Raw genomic sequence first — 19,155 nt, 5'->3', positions numbered from 1 at the left:
CGGCCGTCAGGCAAGGTTGGCCCGCACCCCGGCCTCCACCGCGCGACCCAGATCGGGATCGACGTTGCGCCAGTATTCGAACACCCGGGACAGCACCGGCTCGGTGACGCCGGCCGATACGTGCCCAATAATATTGGCGGCCAACCGTTTCCGTGCATCGTCATCGAGAACGTCGCGGACCAGTGTCCGAGCCTGGCTGAAGTCGTCATCGTCGGGGCGCAGCGTGTAGGCGGCACGCACCATGTCCCCATCGGCGTGCCAGCGCACTTCGGCGGCACGGGCCGGGTCGGCCTTGGGGCCGCCCATCGAGTTCGGCGCATACACCGGGTCCGTCGCGTTGACGAACCGCATGGCGCCGTCCTTGGAATAGCTGTGCACCTCGGATTTCGGTGCATTGACCGGCAATTGGCTGTAGTTCGTCCCGATCCGGGCGCGGTGCGCGTCGGCGTAGGAGAAGCCTCGGGCCAGCAGCATCTTGTCCGGGCTCAAACCTGTCCCGGGCACCATGTTGTTGGGCTGGAACGCCGCCTGCTCGATCTCACTGTGATAGTCGCTGACGTTGCGGTCCAGGGTCAGCTTGCCGACGTCGATCAGCGGGTAGTCGGCGTGCGGCCATACCTTGGTGAGATCAAACGGGTTGTAGCGGTAGGTCTTTGCCTCCTCGAACGGCATGATCTGCATCTTGAGTGTCCAACTCGGATATTCACCACGCTCGATCGCCTCATACAGGTCGCGCTGGTGATAGTCGGCGTCGACGCCGGCCAACCGGTCGGCCTCCTCCTGGGTGAGGGACTCCACGCCCTGGTCACTGATGAAGTGGTACTTGACCCAGAAGATCTCTCCGGCGGCGTTGATCCAGCTGTAGGTGTGACTGGAGTAGCCGTTCATGTGGCGCCAGTTCTTCGGAATGCCCCGGTCCCCCATCAACCAGGTGACCTGGTGCGCCGACTCCGGCGTGAGGCTCCAGAAGTCCCATTGCATGTTGTGGTCGCGCAGGTTGCTGGCCGCGCGACGCTTCTGGGAGCGGATGAAGTGTTGGAACTTCAGCGGGTCACGCATGAAGAAGACCGGGGTGTTGTTGCCGACCAGGTCGAAGTTGCCCTCAGACGTGTAGAACTTCGTCGCGAAACCGCGGGGGTCGCGCCAGGTGTCTGGGCTGCCCCGCTCGCCCGCGACGGTGGAGAACCGCGTCAGTGTCTGCGTCTTGGCCCCCGGCGCGAACACCGCGGCCCGGGTGTACTTGGTGACGTCCGCGGTGACCTCGAAGTGCCCGAAAGCCCCACCACCCTTGGCGTGCGGCTGACGTTCCGGGGTGCGTTCCCGGTTGAACATCGCCATCTGTTCGATCAGGTAGTGGTCCTGCAACAGGATGGGACCATCCGGGCCGATCGTCAGCGATTCGCCGTCACTGGGTGCCGGGATTCCGGCATCGGTGGTGGTGTGGTGCTCGGTCATCTGCCTGTCTCCTCTTGTGGTCAAGACCTTGTGACTCAACGCGTTCCGGGGAGTGTGCGGTTACCTACGCCCGGCATGACCAGTCGCGCAGGAGACCGCACACTCAGCAGCCCTTTGCAGGGTCAGCGGTGCGGTGGAGCCGACGGCGGTGGTGGCGGAGCGGGTGGGCCACCGGGACCACCGGGCCCATTACCCGGGCCGGCCGGCCGGAAGCCCGGCCATTCCGGTTCCTCACCGGGACCTGCGGGCCCGAAGCCGGGGCCGAATCCGGGGCCCATCGGCGGGCCGTGATGCATCATGCCTGGGCCGTGGTGGTGATGGTGCCAGCACCCACCGTTGCCGCTGAGGTAGACACCGGTGCCGAAGATGACGGCCGCGACGAAGACCGTTCCGGCGACGATCACCACCCAGGCCGCGGCTTGGTAGAGCCGGTTCGGCGGTGGTGGCGGAGGCGGCGGTGGCGTGGGGGCTGGCGACTCGCTCATACCGATCAATCATGCCCGAGAACGACGCCGGCCGCCGCCCTTCGGGAGGGGCGGCGGCCGGTTGCTCGTAGCCGGACCGGGTTACCGGCCGGGTGGTGACGGCGGAGACTGGGTGCTCACCGATGGCGGCAGCTCGCCGGGTCCCCGCTGGTCCGGGCCGGGTCCCATCGGCCCCGGTCCGCGGTGGTGGTGGCCCTTGTGGAACATCGCGTGTTGGCCGTGATGCCCGTGATGACCATGGCAGTGGTGTCCGCCCGGGCCGCCGCGGCTGACCCAGACGCCGGCGAAGAAGATCGACGACACGATGAAGACGATTCCGGCGACGATGGCGACCCAGGCAGCCAGCCGGTAGACCCAGTAGGGCTTGGGCTCACCCGGCGGTGCGGGTGGGGTGGTTGTGGTGACAGGTGTTTCGCTCATGTAATGCATCTTGCCGGGGGCAACACCGGGCACCGCTAGGTCTCGGCTATGCATCCGCTATGAGCCGCCGCGCCCGGCCAGGCAGTCCGCCGGATGGCCCGAAGAGCCCGGGGTCACCCTATAAACAGGGTCAGAAAATCCAGGGAAAACCCTGTATCCCCGCCACGCCGCTCGCTCCTAGCATCGCTCTCAACACCAGCCAACAGGGCGGGGAGCAGCAGGGGAAGGCAGAAAAATGGGGAATCTGAAACGTGTGAGCAGCCTTAGCGTATTGGCCGCTGGGCTGGGCATCGGCGCCGCTCTGGCGGCTACGCCGGCCGCTTCGGCCGGGACGAACTCGGTGGACGGCGGAGCCGGTGCGCTGGGCGTCGTGGCCGCCTTTGCGGCCGCAGACATCGGTGACGCGGTCGCCGGGATCGGTGCGGCGGGCTCGATTACCCCGCCGACCGTCCCCACCGATTACGCCAACTTTGCGATCTCGTTCAGCGGGATCCCGTTGTATCAGTCGGGTACCGCGTTTGCCGTGTCGGATTTCGGCAACTTCGCGATCGCCCACGGCGACGGTGCCGTCGCCACCGCCTGGCACGGCCTGTTCAACTACGCCTCGGCCACCGGTGACAACAGTGTGGCCGACGCCGGCTACGGCGGTGGATCGTTCAACACCGCCACCGTGGTGGGCGAGAACAGTGCCGCCTATGCGGGGTGGGTCAACGGAATCACCGCCAACGGCAATGTCGCCAGCGTCACCGGTGACTTCTCCACGGCCTACGCGGGAGTCCCCAACGGGGGGATTGCGGGCGGCAGCTTCAACTCGTCCACGGTTGAAGGCGCGCACTCCTTCGCCACCACCGGCCTTGACGGCAGCAGTGGCAACGTGGCCAGCGCGATCGGGGACTACACCACGGACGTCGTCCCCGCCTCGAGCGTCGCGGACGCGAACCTCCTCGGTGACGGTGGCGGGGACTTCTGGGCCGACCTGTGGCAGCTGTTCAGCTGACCGACCAGGGCTTGAACGGGTTCACCGCGAACTGGATCACCCGATAGGGCGCGCGGTCACGCGGCTGGGTGTTCCATTGGCTGACGAACACGCGCAGCTCATCGAGGGTCGATCCCGGCGAGATGTAGCCGCCGTAGGGCTGGGCCAGCCGGTTGTCGTAGGGCGACGGCAGGGTCTCGACGGGCACCGGCGGATCCGGCCACTCGGCGTGCTGCACCACCGTGGTCACCGGGGCGGTGCCCAACCCGGTCGGCTCGTAGGCCACCCGAACTTCCATGTTCCCGGTGGTGCCGTTGAAGTAGGACAGCACCGGCCTGCCGTCGATCTGGCGCAAGCTGAGCTCGCCGATCTGGTCGTTCCACAGCGGCGTGGGCGCATGGCCCCAGCCTGCGGTGGCCGACCAGCCCTGCCAGGCCGACCGGTCGGTGAACGCGCCCGGAGCGACCCGATACAGCGTCACCGCCGCACTGCGGTCGAAGTTGTTGGCCACGATGTACACCCAGCCGGTGGCCGAGTCCGGGGTCGGAATCGGGTCGTAGTAGCCGCTGATCTGGGACTGCCCGTGATCCTGGTAGGAGGCGGGCCGCACCGATCCCGGCACCGTCTGCCAACCCGGTTGCGCCGGATCGGCTTTCACCAACCGTGTGCTTTGGGGAACCAGCATCTTGGCGGTGGTCACCAGCAGATAGTTGGTCCGGTTGATCGAGACGATCCCGGCCGGCAGCTGCGTACTGCCCGCCGGCGCCGGGTCGGCCAACAGCGGCCTGTCCACCCCGATCACCCCGGTGTAGCGCACCCCGTCGGAGTCAACGACCGAATCGGGGTCGGCGCGCAGCGCGATCGGCGAATACCAGCCGCCATACCCCACGCCCTGGCCTGCGAAGCTGTCCCCGCAGATCTGCAGCACCGCGGTGGGGAACTCCATGAACTCGCACAGGTCGGTGGCGCCGATACCGTAATCCCCGGTGGGCGTTCCGGTTCCGGCACTGGGGCCGATCCGCACCACTTGGCCTTCGGCCAGCGGCCACAGCACCGGACGCGGGATGGGCGCGGGCGGCTCGGCGTGCGCCACCCCGGGCAGAGCCAACAGCAGTGCCATCAATACCGACCCCGCCGAGCGTGCACTCAGCCCGAAAAATCGCGGAGAATTTCGCGCTGAGTGCACGTTCGGCGCCTTGGCAGGGCCGCGTCAGGACCCGGAAGATGCAGCCAGCAGCTCGGCGATCTGAATCGTGTTGAGCGCCGCGCCTTTACGTAGGTTGTCCCCGGAGACGAACAGCGCCAGGCCACGCCCGTCGGGAGCACCCGGGTCGACCCGGATTCGGCCCACCAGCGAGTCGTCGGCGCCGGCGGCGGCCAGCGGCGTCGGCACGTCGGTGAGCGTGACGCCCGGGGCATCCGCCAGCAGCTCGGCGGCCCGTTGCGGAGACAGCGGCCGGGCGAACTCGGCGTTGATCGACAGTGAGTGACCGGTGAACACCGGCACCCGGACACAGGTGCCGCTCACCAAGAGCTCTGGGATGCCGAGGATCTTGCGGCTCTCGAACCGCAGCTTCTGGTCTTCGTCGGTCTCGCCCGAGCCGTCGTCGACCAGCGAGCCCGCCAGCGCGACCACGTTGAACGCGATGGGCGCGACGTACTTGTCCGGCGCCGGGAAGTCGACCGCGCCGCCGTCGTGCACCAATTGCTCGGCACCGTCCACGACCGCACGCACCTGCGTCGCCAGCTCCTGCACGCCGGCCAGCCCGCTGCCCGAGACCGCCTGGTAGGTCGAGACGATCAGCCGGGTCAGACCGGCCTCGTCGTGCAGCGGCTTGAGCACCGGCATCGCCGCCATGGTGGTGCAGTTCGGGTTGGCGATGATGCCCTTGGCCAACTGCTTCCCGCGCACCTCGCGGTCGAAGTTCACCTCGGAGACCACCAGCGGCACATCGGGATCCTTGCGCCAGGCCGACGAGTTGTCGATCACCGTGACACCGGCCGCGGCGAACCGCGGCGCCTGCACCCGCGACATGGTCGCCCCGGCGGAGAACAGCGCGATGTCCAGCCCGGACGGGTCGGCGGTCTCGGAGTCTTCGACCTCGATCTCGGCGCCGCGGAATGCCAGCTTGCGTCCGGCCGAGCGCGCCGAGGCGAAGAACCGCACCTCGTCTGCCGGGAAGTTGCGCTGCTCCAGCAGAGCGCGCATCACCTGGCCGACCTGGCCGGTAGCACCGACCACACCGATGGAAACCATTTAGCGCCCCGTCCCGCCGTAGACCGTGGCCGCCTCGTCGGTGCCGAGGCCGAACGCCTCATGCAGCGAAACGACAGCCTTGTCCAGATCATCTTCGGCGCACAGCACCGAGATGCGGATCTCGGAGGTGGAGATCAGGTCGATGTTGACCCCGTTGTCGGCCAGCGTCTCGCAGAACGTGGCCGTCACACCCGGGTGGCTGCGCATCCCGGCGCCGATCAGCGACACCTTGCCCACCTTGGCGTCGTAGAGCACCTCGGTGAAGCCGATCTCGCCCTTGAGCGACTCGAGCTTGGCCACCGCGGCCGGCCCGTTGTCACGCGGGCAGGTGAAGGTGATGTCGGTCTTGCCGTCCTCGACCTTCGAGACGTTCTGCAACACCATGTCGATGTTGATGTCGGCGTCGGCGACGGCACGGAAGATCTTGGCCGCGTAGCCGGGCAGGTCGGGGATACCGACCACGGTCACCTTGGCTTCGCTGCGGTCGTGCGCGACTCCGGTCAGGATGGCGTCTTCCATGGGGATGTCCTTGATCGATCCGGAAACGATGGTGCCCGGCTTGTCCGAGTAGGACGACCGAACGTGGATGGGCAGGTGGTAGCGGCGGGCGTACTCCACGCAGCGCAGCATGAGCACCTTGGCGCCGCACGCGGCCAGCTCGAGCATCTCCTCGAAGGTGACGGTGTCCAGGCGCTTGGCGTTGGGCACGATGCGCGGGTCGGCGCTGAAGATGCCGTCGACGTCGGTGTAGATCTCGCAGACGTCGGCGTTCAGCGCCGCAGCCAGCGCTACCGCGGTGGTGTCGCTGCCGCCACGCCCCAAGGTGGTGACGTCCTTGGTGTCCTGGCTGACGCCCTGGAACCCGGCGACCAGCACCACCTGGTCTTCGCCGAGCGCGGCCTGCAGCCGGCCCGGGGTGACGTCGATGATCTTGGCCTTGCCGTGCGCGCCGGTGGTGATGACGCCGGCCTGCGACCCGGTGAACGAGCGGGCGTTGCAGCCCAGCTCCTCGACGGCCATCGCGACCAGGGCATTGGAGATCCGCTCCCCGGCGGTCAGCAGCATGTCCAGCTCACGGGCCGGCGGTGCGGAGCAGACCTGCTGTGCCAGGTCCAGGAGGTCATCGGTGGTGTCGCCCATCGCGGAGCACACCACTACGACCTCGTTACCAGCTCGTTTGGTCTCGACGATGCGCTCGGCCACCCGGCGGACCCGGTCGGCGTCGGCCACCGACGATCCGCCGTATTTCTGCACGACGAGCGCCACGGTCGTCCTTTCCGCCGATTTGACTGATCGGGCCTCTACAAGAACCTCAACAAGGATAGGGGAAGGACTTCGCCGGTTCACTCGGCCTCCAGCGCGGCAACGTGCCAGGACATCGCGGTGCGGCCGCCGGATCGGCGTGTAAGCTTCTTCACGTGCAGCGCGCGCTCCTGCTCGGTCGCCGCGACGGGGTCTGACCAGGACCGGCTCCCCGTCGCGGGTTTCGCCGATGCGCCGGTTCTCCAGTCCACTGGACAAGTCCCCTTGACAAGCCGGAGCGAAAATCGTGACTACCTATTCCAGCCCTTCTCACCCGGACGCCTTCACGTCCACCCGCGCCATCACCAAACCCGCGGGACCACCCAACCCCGGCCAGCCCGCTTGGAACCCGCAGCGCGGCTCGGCAATGCCGGTCAACCGGTACCGCAGCTTCGCCGATGAGGTCGAGGCCATCAGGCTGCCGGATCGCACCTGGCCCGACCGCGTCATCGAGCGCGCCCCGCTGTGGTGTGCGGTCGACCTGCGCGACGGCAATCAGGCGCTGATCGACCCGATGAGCCCGGCCCGCAAGCGCCGGATGTTCGACCTGCTGGTGGCCATGGGCTACAAGGAGATCGAGGTCGGGTTCCCGTCGGCCAGCCAGACCGATTTCGACTTCGTCCGCGAGATCATCACCGAGGGCGCCGTTCCCGACGACGTCACCCTGCAGGTGCTGACCCAGTGTCGTGACGAGCTGATCGAGCGCACCTTCGAGGCCTGCGCGGGCGCATCGAGCGTGATCGTGCACTTCTACAACTCGACCTCGGTCCTGCAGCGCCGGGTGGTGTTCCGCGCCGATCAGGCTGCGGTGCAGGCCATTGCGGTGGCCGGGGCGCGCAAGTGCCTCCAGGAGCAGGCCAAGCACCCGGGGACCCGCTGGCGCTACGAGTACTCGCCGGAGTCCTACACCGGAACCGAACTGGAGTACGCCAAGGCGGTCTGCGACGCGGTGGGCGACGTCATCGAGCCGACGCCGGACAACCCGATCATCTTCAACCTGCCGGCCACCGTGGAGATGGCGACCCCGAACGTCTACGCCGACTCGATCGAGTGGATGAGCCGCAACCTGAAGCGACGCGACTGCGTGATCCTGAGCCTGCACCCGCACAACGACCGCGGCACCGCCGTGGCCGCCGCGGAGCTGGGCTATGCGGCCGGGGCCGACCGGATCGAGGGCTGCCTGTTCGGCAACGGCGAACGCACCGGCAATGTCTGCCTGGTGACGCTGGGCCTGAACCTGTTCTCGCGTGGCGTGGACCCGCAGATCGACTTCTCCAACATCGACGAGATCCGCCGCACCGTCGAGTACTGCAACCAGCTGGGTGTGCCCGAGCGTCACCCCTACGGCGGCGACCTGGTCTATACGGCCTTCTCCGGCAGTCACCAGGACGCCATCAACAAGGGCCTGGACCAGATGAAGATCGACGCGGACGCGGCCGACTCCGACGTCGACGACATGCTCTGGCAGGTGCCCTACCTGCCGATCGACCCACGCGACGTGGGCCGTACCTACGAAGCGGTGATCCGGGTCAACTCGCAGTCCGGCAAGGGCGGCGTGGCCTATGTGATGAAGACCGATCACGGCCTGGTGCTGCCGCGCCGGCTGCAGATCGAATTCTCGCGTGTGATCCAACAACTGACCGACGGTGAGGGCGGCGAGGTCACCCCCAAACAGATGTGGGACGCCTTCGCCGACGAGTACCTGAACCCGATCCGGCCGCTGGAGCGCATGCACCAGAAGCTGCTCGCCGCCGAGACCGACGACGGCACCGACCGCATCGAAGCCGTCGTCAAGATCGACGGAACCGAGACCGAGATCGCCGGGTCCGGCAACGGCCCGCTGGCCGCGTTCGTCGACGCGCTGAGCCAGGTCGGTGTACAGGTCCACGTGCTGGACTATTCGGAGCACGCGATGAGCGCCGGTGAGGAGGCTCAGGCCGCGGCGTACGTGGAGGCTCAGATCGGTGACCACACCGTCTGGGGCGTCGGGATCGCACCGTCGATCACCACCGCGTCGCTGCGGGCGGTGGTCTCCGCGGTGAACAGGGCGGCCCGGCTCGGCTGACGCGACCTACGGGGGGCAGGTATGACGCGAGTGACGCGATGTCCGGGGATGACAACCCGCTGCTGAGGGCTGCCGCCGACCGGATGGCATTCCTGGAGTTCGGCAGGCCAAGCGTCGCGGGAGTCTCCGACCTGGTTGTCGCTTCGTGGGAGCGCAGCCGGGATGCCGGGGTGGATGTCGTCCGCCCGATCAGCACGTTCACCGATGAGATCGACACCGACTCGCTGCTGGCGCGCTGCGCGCGACCCGTGCTGAAGCAGTTGGGCGACGACACCTCCCCCGCCGACCTGCCGCTGGCCATCGGCCTGACCGACCGCAGGGTGCGCGTCGTCGAACGGATCGACACCTCGGCGACGGCCACGCGCCTGTTCGATCGAGTCCAGTACGCCCCCGGATTCGACTTCTCGGAGGCAGCCGTGGGCACCAACGGGGCCGGAACCGTCTTCGAGTCGGGCCAGCCCGCCAGCATCGTCGGACCGGAGCATTACAGCGAGAGCCTGGAGAACTTTGCCGCCTGTGGCGCTCCGATCCTCGACCCCGTCACCGGCCGCGTCGAGGGCGTGGTGGCAATCGCCACGCTGACCCAGGCGTGGAACCCCATGATGCACGTTCTGATCAAGAACGCCGCGAAAGAGATCAGCCGCAACCTGCTGCTCGACCGCAGCCAGACGCAACAGGCCGTCTTCGACGCCTACCTACGCGTCACGGCCCGGTCGGCCCGGGCGGCGGTCTTCGCCTTCGGTGCCGCACTGTTGATCGCCAGCCCCGCCGCCCAGCAGATGTTCGACGCCGGCGAACAGCAGGTGCTCCGCGACCACGCGACCTTCCTGCTGGCCCACAAGGAACGCGCCAGCGACACAGTCGTGCTGCCGAGCAGTCAACGCCTGGTGCGCATTCGCGGAACCCGGGTCTTCGCCGGCACCGAGGTCGCCGGCCTGTTGGTGATCGCCGAACCGGCGAGCGCTGGGCGCGCCGGGTCGGCGGTGGCGTCCGCTGAGCCCGGCGTACTCCCGCCCGGGGTGAGCACGTTGTTCGGCTCGCAGAAATCCCTGGCCGGCGGTCGCTCGCCGGCGTGGGTGCGAGCAACCGACGACCTACGGCAGGCGCTGGAGAACACCGTGCCGGTACTGCTGGTCGGCGAACCCGGGGTAGGCAAGTTCACCCTGGCGACGCAGCTTTTTCAGTCCGTCTACCCCGGCGCTCGCAGCATCACCGTCGACGCCGAACAGCTTGCGGCGCACGGCGCGGCCGGCCCGCCGCCCAACGGTCCGGGCGGACCCGCGTTGCACATCGCGCGTGATATCGATCAGGCAGGACCGGCCGGTACCGCGGCGCTGAACGCCTACTTCGCAGCGGTCGAATCGCTCGATCTACCCGGATGGGTGGTCGCCACGGTGTCGCAGGAACCGTCCGGCTCGACGCCCGAGCTCGGTGAGCTCTTGAGCCATTTTCATGCCGCGATCACCGTGCCGCCGCTGCGATACCGCACCGATGATCTGCCCGGCATCACCGGCGCCCTGCTGCGCGGGATCGCACCGGAACGCAAAGTACGGCTCAGTCCGGCGGCGCACCGGCTGATCAGCCGATATTCCTGGCCCGGCAACATCGCTCAGCTGCGGGAGGCGTTGGTGCATGCCCTTCGCCAACGCCAGATCGGCGAGATCGCCGACACCGACCTGCCCGGCTACTGCCAGAGCGTGGCCCGTCGCGCCTTGACTCAGCTGGAAGTCATCGAACGAGATGCGATCGTCGCGGCGCTACGACAGGCAGACGGCAATCGGGCCGCCGCCGCGATGCAACTGGGGATGTCTCGGTCGAGCCTGTACCGGAAGCTGAAGACCTACGGGATCACCACGTAATCGTCGATCCCGTCCGGAACTGCCATCCAATCGGTCACATCACGGATGTACTGGCCGATCTGGCGCAACGAGCGGACAGCCTCCGGCACCATCGGACCGGCGATCTGGAACACGTGCATCTGGCCCGGCCACACCCGCAGCTCGACCGGAACGCCAACCTCGGCCAAGCTGTGCGCAACCAGCCGGGCGTCCTGCAGCATGGCCTCGGAGCCGGACACATGGATCAGGGTGGGGCACATCCCGGATTCGATGTGGTCCAGCGGTTCGAAGACCTCTTCCGGGACGCCGCCTGTGCTGCGGCGGTCGGCGGCGTGGGTGACCAGGTCGATCAACGCGTCGAACGCCTTGGCCGGGAACATCGCATCGCTGCCGCTGTTGGGGTGCGTACGCCGCGAGGTCTTGGCGATCTGGGTCAGCGGCGACATGCAGACCAGAGCCGCGGGTTGTTCGGCCTCGTCGAGAAGCCGTTGGGCCAGCGCCAGAGCCAGGTAGCCGCCGGCGGAGTCACCGGCCACCACGATCTGGTCCGGCGCGTAGCCCTGGCTACGCAGCCACTGGTAGCCCTCGTAACAGTCGTCGACCGCGGCGCCTACCGAGTGTTTGGGGATCTTCCGGTAGTTCACCGCCAATGCGGGGCTGTCCGCGTACTTCGACAACATGGTGATCAGCCGGTCATGGGTGTTGACGCCGCACGTCAAGAAGGCGCCGCCGTGCAGGTAGAGCACGACGCGCCCGGCACCGTCCGCCGGCCGCACGCCGGCGGCGCGGACCAGCCGTGCCGTGCAGCGCGACAACCGAACCGTGTGGCGAACGCTGCCCGGGGCGGAGGGGACGACCCGGGCAGCGTGGTCTACCAGGCCCCAGGGCCATGGCGCCTTCGGCAGCTGACTGCCGATCGCCAGGATGGGCCGGATGCTCAGACGGGCGGCGAGCCCGACCAGTTGGCCGGCGAGGCTGGGACCGTTCTCCACGACCTCGTCCGGCATCGAAGAATCCCGCAGGCGAGCCGGGGTCGACGCGCCTCGGCGAGCCCGGCCTAGCAGCGGGGTCACGCCGGCGGTTGCCCGGTCTTCGCGTACAGCGGTGGTCATCGCCGCAGCGCCGATGACCGCAAATGTTTCGTCACGGTTAACAGCATGGCGTTATCCGTTCACCTGTGGATGTCCCAAATTGGGACACTCCCCGCCTCGGGAAGGCACTAAAACAGCGAGATCTGGTCGCCGGCGACCCCGGTGTCGACGAATTCTTCGATGCCGGTGCCTCCGACGACGCCGCCGATCCCGCCCACGCACGCCATGAAGTCGCGGTCCGAGACCGTCGGCACCCCCAGCTCGCGCGCCAGGTAGCCCTTGCCCTGTTCGGGGCGGTCCTCGTTGCAGATCACCAGCGACGTGTGGGCGTCGACGACGTCGCTGTAGGCCAGCCCGGCGTGCAGGATGCGCTCGACGAGTTCCTCATGCGTGCGGGTGCATTCCGCGGACAACGCCACCCGCATGCCCTGCACCAACGGGCGGCCCCGCACGTAGCGGCCCGGATTGAGGTACGCGCACGGCATCCGCGACGCCAGCGCCTTCAGCGGCCGCAGTTCCTCATGGGTGATCCGGCCGTTGGGCCAGCGGCGCCGAGTCACCGGCCGCACCGGCAACCACACGTCACGCTCCCGGGCGCGCTGCAGGGCGGGCTCCAGCACGCCGGCCAGCACCCGGGCGTCATCGAGTGCGTCGTGCGCCCGAGTCTGGACGACGCCCCAATGCGCGGCCAGCGTCTGCAACCGCAGGTTGGGCAGGCCCAGGTCCAACCGTCGCGCAAGCTCGAGCGTGCACATCACCGAATCGACGGGCAGCACGGCCCCGGCCATCTCCGCTTCGGCAGCCAGGAACGTGTAGTCGAACGCCACGTTGTGGGCCACCAGGGTCCGCCCCGCCAGCAGGGCGACCACCTCGCCGACGACGTCGGCGAACTGCGGCTGGCCGGCCAGCATCTCCGCGGTCAGCCCGTGCACGTGCGTGGGCCCCGGGTCGGTGCCCGGGTTGACCAGGTGCGACACCGATTGCTCTACCCGACCGTCGACATCGAGCGCCAGCGCGGCGACGCTGAGCACCCGGGCCTGTCCCGGCCGAAACCCCGACGTCTCGACGTCGACAACGACCCAGCCGTCGCCGGGTTCGCGGGCCGGACGGCCCCACCGAGCACTCATGTGACGAGGATGGCATGCGGGTCGGACGATGCCGGCCGGCGATGGCCCGTGTCGGGGCACTTTAAACTCACCGGATGATCACCACCCGCGGACGCCTGGCGCTGGCCGCCGGCGCCAGTGCGCGCTGGGCGTCGCGGGTGAGCGGCCGCGGCGCCGGCGCGATGATCGGCGGTCTGATCGCGATGACCCTCGACCGATCGATCCTGCGTCAGCTCGGCGACGGGCGACGCACCGCGATCGTCACCGGCACCAACGGCAAGTCGACCACCACCCGCATGCTGGCCGCCGCGCTGGGCGACCTGGGCGCGGTGGCCACCAACTCCGAGGGCGCCAACATGGACGCCGGGCTGGTTGCGGCGCTGGCCGCCGACCGGACCGCACAGCTGGCGGCACTCGAGGTCGACGAGATGCATGTGCCCCACGTGGCCGATGCGGTGTCGCCGGCCGTGGTGGTACTGCTCAACCTGTCCCGCGATCAGCTGGACCGGGTCGGGGAGATCAACGCCGTGGAGCGCGCGCTGCGCACCGGCCTGGCCCGTCATCCGCAGACGGTGGTCGTCGCCAACTGCGATGACGTGCTGATGACCTCGGCCGCCTACGACTCCCCCAACGTGGTCTGGGTCGCCGCGCGCGCCGGCTGGTCGGCCGACTCGGTCAGCTGCCCACGCAGCGGCGAGGTGATCGACCGCCACGAGGACCACTGGCGCTCCACTGGCAGCGAGTTCAGCCGGCCCACCCCGCAGTGGTGGTTCGACGACGACTCGCTGTACGGGCCGGACGGTCTGGTGCTGCCGATGCGGCTGGCCCTGCCCGGCACCGTCAACCGCGGCAACGCCGCCCAGGCCGTCGCGGCCGCCGTCGCCCTGGGCGCCGATCCGGCCAAAGCGGTGGCCGCGGTGTCCGCGGTCGACGAGGTGGCCGGGCGCTACCGCCGCGTGCAGGTCGGCGACCACACGGTGCGGATGCTGCTGGCCAAGAACCCCGCCGGCTGGCAGGAAGCACTGGCGATGGTCGACAAACATGCCGCAGGCGTGGTGATCGCAGTCAACGGTCAGGTGCCCGACGGTGAAGACCTGTCCTGGCTGTGGGATGTGCGCTTCGAGCACTTCGAGGACACCACGGTGGTGGCGGCCGGCGAGCGCGGAACCGACCTGGCGGTGCGGCTGGGCTACGCCGGTGTGCAACACACCCTGGTGCACGACACCCTCGCCGCGATCGCGTCCTGCCCACCCGGGCCGGTCGAGGTGGTGGCCAACTACACCGCGTTCCTGCAATTGCAGCGGAGGTTGGGTGATGGCTGACGGCACCGTGCGGATCGGGCTGGTGCTGCCCGACGTGATGGGCACCTACGGTGACGGCGGCAACGCGGTGGTGCTGCGGCAGCGACTGCTGCTGCGCGGGATTCCCGCCGAGATCGTCGAGATCACCCTGGCCGAGCCGGTGCCCGAGTCGTTGGACCTCTACACCCTGGGCGGCGCCGAGGACTACGCGCAACGACTGGCCACCCGGCATCTGATCACCCACCCGGGCCTGCAGCGCGCGGCGGAGCGCGGAGCGCCCGTGCTGGCGATCTGCGCGGCCATCCAGGTGCTGGGGCACTGGTATGAGACCTCGGCCGGCGAGCGGGTCGAAGGGGTCGGGTTGCTGGATGTGACCACCTCTCCGCAGGAGTCGCGCACCATCGGCGAGGTGGTCGCCACGCCGCTGCTGGCGGGGTTGTCGGCGCCCCTGACCGGCTTCGAGAACCATCGCGGCGGCACCGTGCTGGGGCCGGACGCCTCGCCGCTGAGCGCGGTCACCAAGGGCGCCGGCAACAAGGCCGGCGACGGCTACGACGGCGCGGTGCAGGGCAGCGTCGTCGCCACCTATCTGCACGGGCCATGCCTGGCCCGCAACCCCGAACTGGCCGATCTGCTGCTGGCGAAGGTGGTCGGCGAGCTGGCACCCCTGGAGTTGCCGGAAGTGGACGTGCTGCGCCGCGAACGACTAGCCGCGCCCCGGCGGGTCTGACTACGTTTGCGACCATGACCGATCAGAGCACCATTGCGCAGGCCGCGATCGGCGTCTCGGAACGGCTCTACGATCGACTCGCCGACACCACCCAGGTGATCGAGGATCTGGTGGCCAGCCAATCGCCGGAGCTGACCGGGGACCCGTCCCTGCTGGGGCTGCTGCACGGCACCGTCGCCGCCAATGTCGACACCTACTTCACCGCGATCCGGCACAACATCCCGGTGGCCGAGATCGCCGCGCCCGCCGTGGCACTCGAACACGCCCGCCGGCTGGCTCAGCGCGGAGTGCCGGTGAACGCGCTGGTGCGCGGCTACCGACTGGGCCACTCGATTGCGCTACAACTGGTGCTCGAAGAGATCCGCGCCGCCCAGCTGGAACCCGACCTGAGCCTGAGCGTGCTCGGACAGATGTCGACGCTGATGTTCGGCTACATCGACGAGATGTCACAGCAGGTGGTCGCCGTCTACCAGGTCGAACGGGAACGCTGGTTGGAGAGCCGAAACGCGGTGCGCGCGTTACGGGTCCGCGAAATCCTGTCCGGCGACGACTTGGACGTCGATGCGATGACGACCGCGATACGCTACCCGCTGCGTCGAACCCACGTCGCGATCGTGGTGTGGTACCCCGAGTCGGGCGGCGACAGGCTTTCGGCCGCAGAGGGTTTCACCAAGCACCTCGCCGAAACACTTGCGGTGCATGGGGCGCCGTTATTCATTCCGGCCGACAACACCACCGGATGGGCGTGGATTCCACTGCCATCTGCCGACGCCCCCGACGTGGTGGAGCAGATCCGCGCCTACGCCCAAGCCGCCAGCGACGAACCCTGGGTCGCGATCGGTGATCCGATGCCGGGCGTCCAGGGCTTCCGCCGGTCGCACCAGCAGGCGCTGGCCGCACACGGCCTGGCAGTCGCCTCCGGCTCGGCCCGGGTCAGCGCGGCGGGCGATCCGGGGCTGTCCGCCGCGGCACTGCTCGGCGGCGACAACCTGCCCGCCGCCCGGGCCTGGGTCGGCGAGGTGCTCGGCCCGTTGGCCTGCGCCACCGAGGCCGACGAGCGGCTGCGCGAAACCCTGCGGGTGTTCCTGCGGACCGGATCGAGCTTCAAGGCGGCCGGCGAGCAACTCCATTTCCACGTCAACACCGTGAAGTACCGGGTGCAGCGCGCGGTCGAGCGGCGCGGTCGCCCGATCGCCGACGATCGCCTGGACGTCGAGATCGCCCTGCTGCTGTGCCAGTGGTACGGCGCTGCGGTGTTGTCTTCGCAGGACGAATAGCCGGCCGAATTCCGGCCGCGCGGGACGAGCGGCGAGGCTGCGGCGCTACCTAACGTCAGGCACATCCGAAAACACGTGGTGTGACCAAGGCGAGGGATGAATGCGATGAGCACCGAGATGGCCAGCGAACCGAAGCTCTGGCAGGACAAGAAGCGTCACCTGTGGCTGTTGGGCCTGGTGGTGCCCACCATGCTGTTCTTGATGCTGCCGCTGGTCTGGGCGCTGAACCAAGCCGGCCTGCACACCGCGGCGCAACTGCCGTTGTACATCGGGCCGATCCTGCTCTACGTGCTGCTGCCGGCGCTGGACCTCTGGATCGGTGCCGACGGGCAGAACCCGCCGGACGAGGTGATGGCGGCGCTGGAGAACGACAAGTACTACCGCTACGCCACCTACGCCTACATCCCCTTCCAGTACGCCAGCGCCATCTTCGGCGCCTACCTGTTCACCGCCTCGGACCTGGGCTGGCTCGGCTTCGACGGGTCGCTGGGCGCCCTGGGCAAGATCGGGGTGGCGCTGACCACCGCGACCGTGGCCGGGGTCGGCATCAACACCGCCCACGAGCTGGGCCACAAGCGCGAGTCGCTGGAGCGGTGGCTGGCCAAGATCACCCTGGCCCAGGTCTGCTACGGCCACTTCTACGTCGAGCACAACCGCGGCCACCACGTCCGGGTGGCCACCCCCGAAGACCCGGCGTCGGCCCGCTTCGGTGAGACGTTCTGGGAGTTCCTGCCGCGCAGCACTTTCGGCGGCATCCGGTCTGCGTGGGAGCTGGAGGCCCAACGGGTGCGCCGGACCGGCAAGAGCCCGTGGAACCCGCGGACCTGGGCGGACAACGACGTGGTCAACGCGCTGGCGATGTCGGTGCTGTTCTGGGGCGTGCTGATCGCGGTGTTCGGCGTCGCGCTGCTGCCCTATGTGCTGATCAACGCCATCTACGGGTCGTCGCTGCTGGAGTCGGTGAACTACCTGGAGCACTACGGACTGGTGCGCCAGAAGCAGGCCAGCGGCCGCTACGAGCGCTGCACACCGCAGCACAGCTGGAACTCCGACCACATGGTCACCAACCTGTTCCTCTACCACCTGCAGCGGCACAGCGACCACCACGCCAACCCGACCCGGCGCTACCAGACGCTGCGCAGCTTCGACGACTCGCCGAACCTGCCGGCCGGCTACGGGGCGCTCATTGGGGTGACCTACTTCCCGACGGTGTGGCGCAAGCTGATGGACCACCGGGTGCTCGAGCACTACGCCGGTGACATCACCCGGGCCAACATCTCGCCGCGGCGCCGGGAGAAGATCCTGGCTCGCTACGGGGCGGTCGCCTGATGGCCGGGTACGGATGCCCGGGCTGCGGGTACGTATACGACGAGGCGGCCGGGGAACCCCGAGAGGGGTTTCCCGCCGGGACTCCCTGGCAGCAGATCCCCGACGACTGGACCTGCCCGGACTGTGCGGTACGCGAAAAGCTGGATTTCGAACCGATCGGAGTGAACTCATGAGCGACTACAAACTGTTCCGGTGCCTGCAGTGCGGCTTCGAGTACGACGAGGCGCTGGGTTGGCCGGAGGACGGCATCGAGCCCGGTACCCGCTGGGCCGACATCCCAGAAGACTGGAGCTGCCCGGACTGCGGTGCGGCCAAGGCCGACTTCGAGATGGTGGAAGTGGTCCGGCCATGAGCGGGGTGGTCATCGTCGGGGCCGGCCTGGCCGCGGTTCGCACCGCCGAACAGCTTCGACGCAACGGCTGTGGCGGCCCGATCACGATCGTCGGCGCCGAAGAGCACCCGCCGTATGACCGACCACCGCTGTCCAAGCAGATGCTGCGCGGCGAAGTCGACGACGTGGCTTTGAAGCCGGCCGAGTTCTACGAGGACAACGGGATCAGGTTGCGTCTCGGCTGCCCGGCAGTTGCCGTCGACGCCGCGGCGCACACCGTGACGCTGGCCGACGGTCAGGTGCTCGGCTACGACCACCTGGTGCTCGCCACCGGCCTGGTGCCCAACCGCATCGCGGCGTTCGGCGACCTGGACGGCATCTGTGTGCTGCGCTCGCTCGACGACTGCGTCGCGCTGCAGCACCGGGCTGCTGATGCGCGGCGCGCCGTGGTGATCGGCGCCGGCTTCATCGGCTGCGAGGTCGCGGCCAGCCTGCGCGGTCTGGGAGTGCAGGTGACGCTGGTGGAGCCGCAGCCCGCGCCGCTGGCCGGCGTGCTGGGTGAGCAGGCCGGGGCACTGATCGCCCGGCTGCACCACGATGAGGGCGTCGACGTGCGCACCGGTGTGACGGTGGAGGCCGTCTTGGGCATCGACGACGTCGAGTCGGTGACGCTGTCCGACGGGTCGGTCATCGAGGCCGACCTCGTGGTGGTCGGCGTCGGGTCGCGCCCGGCCATCGACTGGCTGACCGGCAGCGATGTCGAGGTGGCCGACGGCGTGGTCTGCGACGCGGTCGGGCGTACCAGCGCCCCGGATGTCTGGGCGATCGGCGATGTGGCGTCCTGGCGGGACGCCACCGGCGCGCAGATCCGCGTCGAGCACTGGAGCAATGTCGCCGATCAGGCCAAGATCCTGGTGGCGGCGATGCTGAACTCCGAAGCGGTGGTGAGTCCTGGCGTGCCCTACTTCTGGAGCGACCAGTACGACGTCAAGATCCAGTGCCTGGGCCGGCCCCGAGCCGGCGACACCGTGCACCTGGTCTCCGATGACGGCCGCCGGTTCCTGGCCTACTACGAGCGCGACGGGGTGCTGGTCGCCGTGGTGGGCGCGGGCGTCCCGGAGAAGGTGCGGACCGCCCGTGCCGGGATCGCCGCCGGTGTGGCGATCTGCGAGGTGCTGCAGCCGGTCTAGGG

The 19,155-nt window shown here is 68.8% G+C and carries 18 protein-coding genes; 10 read left to right on the top strand and 8 right to left on the bottom strand.

Annotated features, from left to right (window positions below):
* Nucleotides 1-6 precede the first annotated feature (6 nt).
* The 3 genes from ACJH71_RS04450 to ACJH71_RS04440 form a co-directional block, all read right to left on the bottom strand.
* Nucleotides 7-1,455, bottom strand: coding sequence for a catalase (locus tag ACJH71_RS04450; protein ID WP_406756825.1), 1,449 nt, complete (start codon nucleotides 1,453-1,455; stop codon nucleotides 7-9).
* A 122-nt stretch (nucleotides 1,456-1,577) separates the two neighbouring features.
* Nucleotides 1,578-1,940 carry a hypothetical protein gene (locus ACJH71_RS04445; protein ID WP_406756824.1) on the bottom strand — a complete coding sequence of 121 codons (363 nt, stop codon included), beginning with the start codon at nucleotides 1,938-1,940 and terminating at the stop codon, nucleotides 1,578-1,580.
* Between the two features lie 81 nt (nucleotides 1,941-2,021).
* Nucleotides 2,022-2,360: a hypothetical protein gene (locus ACJH71_RS04440; RefSeq protein ID WP_406756823.1), complete on the bottom strand. Its 339-nt coding sequence runs from the start codon at nucleotides 2,358-2,360 to the stop codon at nucleotides 2,022-2,024.
* Nucleotides 2,361-2,613: 253 nt separating this feature from the next.
* On the opposite strand from ACJH71_RS04440, the gene ACJH71_RS04435 reads away from it, so the two are divergent.
* A complete protein-coding gene (locus tag ACJH71_RS04435; protein ID WP_406756822.1) occupies nucleotides 2,614-3,357 on the top strand; it encodes a hypothetical protein in 744 nt (247 codons plus the stop codon).
* Here the strand turns inward: ACJH71_RS04435 and ACJH71_RS04430 are convergent.
* The 3 genes from ACJH71_RS04430 to ACJH71_RS04420 all read right to left on the bottom strand — a co-directional run bounded on the left by ACJH71_RS04430 (nucleotide 3,350) and on the right by ACJH71_RS04420 (nucleotide 6,859).
* The gene (locus tag ACJH71_RS04430) at nucleotides 3,350-4,456 is read right to left on the bottom strand and encodes a DUF4185 domain-containing protein (protein WP_406756821.1); all 1,107 of its coding nucleotides are present in this window, start codon (nucleotides 4,454-4,456) and stop codon (nucleotides 3,350-3,352) included. The two genes, ACJH71_RS04435 and ACJH71_RS04430, sit on opposite strands and share 8 nt — an antisense overlap.
* A 90-nt stretch (nucleotides 4,457-4,546) precedes the next feature.
* Nucleotides 4,547-5,593 (bottom strand): aspartate-semialdehyde dehydrogenase, encoded by a 1,047-nt coding sequence (locus ACJH71_RS04425; protein WP_406756820.1) that lies wholly within the window; start codon nucleotides 5,591-5,593, stop codon nucleotides 4,547-4,549.
* Nucleotides 5,594-6,859, bottom strand: a complete 1,266-nt coding sequence (locus tag ACJH71_RS04420) for an aspartate kinase (protein WP_406756819.1) — start codon at nucleotides 6,857-6,859, stop codon at nucleotides 5,594-5,596. It abuts the gene before it with no gap.
* Between the two features lie 283 nt (nucleotides 6,860-7,142).
* Between ACJH71_RS04420 and leuA the strand changes: the two genes are divergently transcribed.
* Nucleotides 7,143-8,960 carry a 2-isopropylmalate synthase gene (leuA, locus tag ACJH71_RS04415; RefSeq protein WP_406756818.1) on the top strand — a complete coding sequence of 606 codons (1,818 nt, stop codon included), beginning with the start codon at nucleotides 7,143-7,145 and terminating at the stop codon, nucleotides 8,958-8,960.
* A 38-nt stretch (nucleotides 8,961-8,998) separates the two neighbouring features.
* A complete protein-coding gene (locus tag ACJH71_RS04410; RefSeq protein WP_406756817.1) occupies nucleotides 8,999-10,819 on the top strand; it encodes a sigma-54-dependent Fis family transcriptional regulator in 1,821 nt (606 codons plus the stop codon).
* Here ACJH71_RS04410 and ACJH71_RS04405 read toward each other — a convergent pair.
* Entirely contained in the window at nucleotides 10,801-11,910 is a 1,110-nt protein-coding gene (locus tag ACJH71_RS04405; protein WP_406756816.1) for an alpha/beta hydrolase fold domain-containing protein, read from the bottom strand. The two genes, ACJH71_RS04410 and ACJH71_RS04405, sit on opposite strands and share 19 nt — an antisense overlap.
* A gap of 107 nt (nucleotides 11,911-12,017) precedes the next feature.
* Entirely contained in the window at nucleotides 12,018-13,016 is a 999-nt protein-coding gene (locus ACJH71_RS04400; RefSeq protein WP_406756815.1) for a DEDDh family exonuclease, read from the bottom strand.
* A 74-nt stretch (nucleotides 13,017-13,090) separates the two neighbouring features.
* On the opposite strand from ACJH71_RS04400, the gene ACJH71_RS04395 reads away from it, so the two are divergent.
* From ACJH71_RS04395 to ACJH71_RS04365, 7 genes are all read left to right on the top strand, one after another.
* The gene (locus ACJH71_RS04395; RefSeq protein ID WP_406756814.1) at nucleotides 13,091-14,317 is read left to right on the top strand and encodes a MurT ligase domain-containing protein; all 1,227 of its coding nucleotides are present in this window, start codon (nucleotides 13,091-13,093) and stop codon (nucleotides 14,315-14,317) included.
* Nucleotides 14,310-15,026 (top strand): type 1 glutamine amidotransferase, encoded by a 717-nt coding sequence (locus tag ACJH71_RS04390; protein ID WP_406756813.1) that lies wholly within the window; start codon nucleotides 14,310-14,312, stop codon nucleotides 15,024-15,026. The genes ACJH71_RS04395 and ACJH71_RS04390 overlap by 8 nt, the downstream gene beginning before the upstream one ends.
* A 14-nt stretch (nucleotides 15,027-15,040) precedes the next feature.
* On the top strand, nucleotides 15,041-16,303 hold the full coding sequence (locus tag ACJH71_RS04385) for a PucR family transcriptional regulator (protein ID WP_406756812.1): 1,263 nt from the start codon (nucleotides 15,041-15,043) through the stop codon (nucleotides 16,301-16,303).
* 105 nt (nucleotides 16,304-16,408) lie between these two features.
* A complete protein-coding gene (locus ACJH71_RS04380; RefSeq protein WP_406756811.1) occupies nucleotides 16,409-17,632 on the top strand; it encodes an alkane 1-monooxygenase in 1,224 nt (407 codons plus the stop codon).
* The gene (locus tag ACJH71_RS04375) at nucleotides 17,632-17,805 is read left to right on the top strand and encodes a rubredoxin (RefSeq protein WP_406756810.1); all 174 of its coding nucleotides are present in this window, start codon (nucleotides 17,632-17,634) and stop codon (nucleotides 17,803-17,805) included. The genes ACJH71_RS04380 and ACJH71_RS04375 overlap by 1 nt, the downstream gene beginning before the upstream one ends.
* A complete protein-coding gene (locus ACJH71_RS04370; protein WP_024443033.1) occupies nucleotides 17,802-17,984 on the top strand; it encodes a rubredoxin in 183 nt (60 codons plus the stop codon). The genes ACJH71_RS04375 and ACJH71_RS04370 overlap by 4 nt, the downstream gene beginning before the upstream one ends.
* Nucleotides 17,981-19,153, top strand: coding sequence for an NAD(P)/FAD-dependent oxidoreductase (locus tag ACJH71_RS04365; protein ID WP_406756809.1), 1,173 nt, complete (start codon nucleotides 17,981-17,983; stop codon nucleotides 19,151-19,153). Before ACJH71_RS04370 ends, ACJH71_RS04365 begins: the two co-directional genes overlap by 4 nt.
* Nucleotides 19,154-19,155 lie beyond the last annotated feature (2 nt).

The organism is Mycobacterium sp. SMC-15 (assembly GCF_045310925.1).
In the GTDB taxonomy this organism is placed as follows: Bacteria; Actinomycetota; Actinomycetes; order Mycobacteriales; family Mycobacteriaceae; genus Mycobacterium.
This window is presented reverse-complemented; position numbering and strand designations above follow the sequence as displayed.